Here is a 3,484-nt window from a genome sequence, read left to right as displayed (position 1 = left end):
CGGTTCTCGGATAGGTTCTAAAACATGACGTAACGAACCGGCCCCCTGTATGAGAACCTTCTCCGGGAGCCATTCAGGATCGACGAGCAAGTTGATCATTCGACGGTACGCAGCCAGAGTCATGTCATTGATCCAATCCTGGCCCTCCGAGATATGCTTTCGTTCACGATAGGAGAGCCAAGCTGTCTTGCCTTCAATCTGGAGGAAGTACTCGTTGCCCTCGAACGCCGAACCGCCGAGACGGGTTGTGACTTCCAAAGCCTCTTTCACTGTACGACATGAGCTGACCGCAATTGCGATCGGTCCAAGATCATCGAAACAAAAGTCCTCGTAGGCTTCGAAGACGATTTCCGGACAATGTTCTCGGGTCACTACGTCGCGAATCAAGTCGTATGCCTGCTTCTTTGCGATCCACCCGCCAGCCAAGAGCGTTTCACGAGGAATACGTCGTTCACTGAGATAACTGTCAGAATTGACGCCATGGCGGTCCAGATATCTCACAAGCGGATTGAGTATCCGAGCGTCGAACAACGGCAATTGCAATTTTTGTTTACTCACGGAACCGAAATTGAGCCCAAATGTGCGCAGTTGAGACCCCCAATCTTACAGTAGTGGCGCTACAATGGTGCAACCGTCTGTCGCACCAAATCTGTACTAGTCTCGGAGTTGTTCAGCGTGATTCACCGCACATTCTTGACCGTGGCGTGCCTAATCGCTTCTCCCGTTTTCTGCTTGGGAGGCGACTTCAATCGAACTTCGCTGCCGATTCCTCAGCCCGCGTTTGATGGGAAAATTGGACTAACGCCTTCTGAATCGGTCAAGGATTTTCCACCCGAAGTGACAGCACCGCAAGACGCACCCAACGTGCTGATCATCCTTACAGATGACGTCGGATTCGGCGCCAGCAGCACTTTTGGCGGACCGATTCCAACTCCGACGTTCGATCGTCTAGCCAAGTCCGGCTTGAGATACAATCAGTTCCATACGACTGCCCTCTGTTCTCCAACACGGGCGGCGCTGATCACGGGTCGCAACCACCATCACGTCTCCACCGGTGGAATCATGGAGATCGGTGTGGGCTACCCGGGCTACAACACCGTCGTCCGAAAGTCATGCGGTACGATCGGGCAAATACTCAAGTACAACGGTTACAACACTGCTTGGTTTGGAAAGAACCACAACGTTCCGGACTGGCAGTCCAGCCAGGCTGGTCCGTTTGACCTGTGGCCGGTTGGGCTCGGCTTCGAGTACTTCTATGGCTTCGTTGGTGGCGATACCAGCCAATGGACACCAGCGTTAGTCGAGAACACACGACCGGTCGAGCCTCCGACCGACGATCCCGACTACAACTTCGATGAAGACATGGCCGCGCGAGCCATTAACTGGATTCGCATGCAGAACGCCGTCGCTCCCACCAAGCCCTTTTTCTGTTACTACGCCACGGGCACGGCACACGCCCCGCACCATGCTCCAAAGGAGTGGATCGAAAAGTTTGAAGGACAGTTCGACCAAGGCTGGGACGAGGTTCGCTCGGAAACACTCGCTCGTCAAAAGGAATTGGGCGTCGTGCCTACGGGAACGAAGCTGACCGAGCGATCGAAGGGGATTCGTCCTTGGAGTGAACTTAATGTCAAAGAAAAGGAAGTTTATGCGAGGATGATGGAAGTCTATGCGGGAGCGCTTTCGCACGCTGATCATCAATTTGGGAACATCATCACCGCAATTGATGAGATGGGCGAACTGGACAATACGCTCGTCATCTATATCCAGGGCGACAACGGCGCAAGTGCCGAAGGTAGTCCCGACGGATTGCTGAATGAAATGACTTTCTTTAACAACATCGAAGTCCCGTTCGAGGAAGTCTACAAACGCATTGATGACCTTGGCGGCCCGATGACCTTCAACCATTACCCCATCGGCTGGGCACACGCGATGGACACGCCGTTCCAGTGGACCAAACAGGTTGCATCGCACTTCGGTGGAACCCGCAACGGCATGGTGATGTCGTGGCCGAAGAAGATAAAAGATGCTGGCAAAATTTGCTCTCAGTTCCACCACGTGATCGATATCGCACCGACTATCCTCGAAGCAACCGGCCTTCCGAAGCCCGATTCGATCGACGGAATCACGCAGGAACCAATGGACGGCGTCAGCATGGCTTACACGTGGGATAACGTGGATTCTGATTCAAAGCGAACCACGCAGTATTTCGAGATGTTTGCTAACCGGGCGATCTACGACGACGGCTGGGTTGCCTGCACAACGCCGACGACGCCACCTTGGGTGAGCGTTGCCGAAGCGGTCGACGTCATCGAAGGCTACGACTGGGAACTTTACAACATTAATGAAGACTTCTCGGAGAGTGACAATCTGGCGGAAAGGAATCCAGAGAAGCTGAAAGAGTTGCAACGGCTGTTCTACATAGAGGCCGTCAAGTACGACGTGCTGCCATTGGATAACAGCAAGGTCGAGCGGTTGGACGTCAAGAACCGCCCCAGCCTCACGGAGGGGCGTGATAAGTTCACCTATTACGACGGCATGACGCGAATTCCTGAGGGCTCAGCTCCAGACCTCAAGAACAAGTCTTTCGCGATTAACGCCATCGTTGAAATTCCCGAGGATGGGGCGGAAGGCCTGCTGATGACTCAGGGTGGACGATTCTGCGGTGTGGGTTTGTACGTGCTGAATAACAAACCAGTCTTCGTTTACAACCTGGCCGACGTTAAACGCTATCGAGTGGAAGGAAAGGATCCGCTGCAACCTGGCAAACACGTCCTTACCTTCGACTTCAACTACAAAGGCGGCGGTCTTGGCAAAGGCGGCACCGCCACGCTTTCTGTGGACGGCAATAAGGTGGACTCGACCGAATTTCCCCGAACGATCGCGTTTCGCATGTCGCTCGACGAAACACTTGACATCGGTGAAGACACGGGGACACCAGTCAGCGAAGACTACGAAGTGCCGTTCGAGTTTAGTGGCGAAATCGAGAAGGTCACGATTCAGATCACGGATCACGAGCTGACTGAGGATCAGCTTCAAGAGTATCGGCAGCAACAGGTCAAATCCGCGTTGTCTCGTTAACGCCCCGATTGAGCCATCCTCTAAGATTCCCAAAGACCCTTCGCGAGTTCCGTGACGCGGTCAAAAGAATATAGATAGACCTTACGGAGTTGACAATGAATATCAGAACGGCCTCGACCCTGTTCCTTATCGTAGTGTCGATCATTCGCTCTGCCCCGGCACAACAGACGACCTCGTTTAACAATCTCGCTCCGGCGAGTTCTGACGTGGTGATGCACCCTGAGTATGCAAAGTCGCTCGCACGAATGGCTTTTCTTTGGGGCTATCCGATGGTCAACATGATGAACCGGCAAAGTGCGCTCACCCAAATCCCCGAACCAGGGCGTCTGTTTGGTGCCTTGCCCGCGGCACCAATGAACCGCGTCGGCATGCTGAACGATTACATCAACCCGCATTATTCACC

Annotated in this window: 2 protein-coding genes and 1 pseudogene; 2 read left to right on the top strand and 1 reads right to left on the bottom strand. The window is 53.7% G+C overall.

Annotated features, from left to right (window positions below; genetic code table 11):
- On the bottom strand, positions 1–531 hold a 531-nt coding region (locus B2R17_RS26400), incomplete at its 3' end, for an AraC family transcriptional regulator ligand-binding domain-containing protein (RefSeq protein WP_286766338.1).
- Between the two features lie 144 nt (positions 532–675).
- Here B2R17_RS26400 and B2R17_RS26395 point away from each other — a divergent pair.
- On the top strand, positions 676–3,081 hold the full coding sequence (locus tag B2R17_RS26395) for an arylsulfatase (RefSeq protein WP_201766689.1): 2,406 nt from the start codon (positions 676–678) through the stop codon (positions 3,079–3,081).
- 95 nt (positions 3,082–3,176) lie between these two features.
- Positions 3,177–3,484 (top strand): annotated as a pseudogene (locus B2R17_RS26390) (hypothetical protein); the annotation flags it as partial.

Origin of the sequence: Rhodopirellula sp. UBA1907, assembly GCF_002337565.1 — a bacterium.
GTDB classification, from domain to species: Bacteria; Planctomycetota; Planctomycetia; order Pirellulales; family Pirellulaceae; genus Rhodopirellula; species Rhodopirellula europaea.
This window is presented reverse-complemented; position numbering and strand designations above follow the sequence as displayed.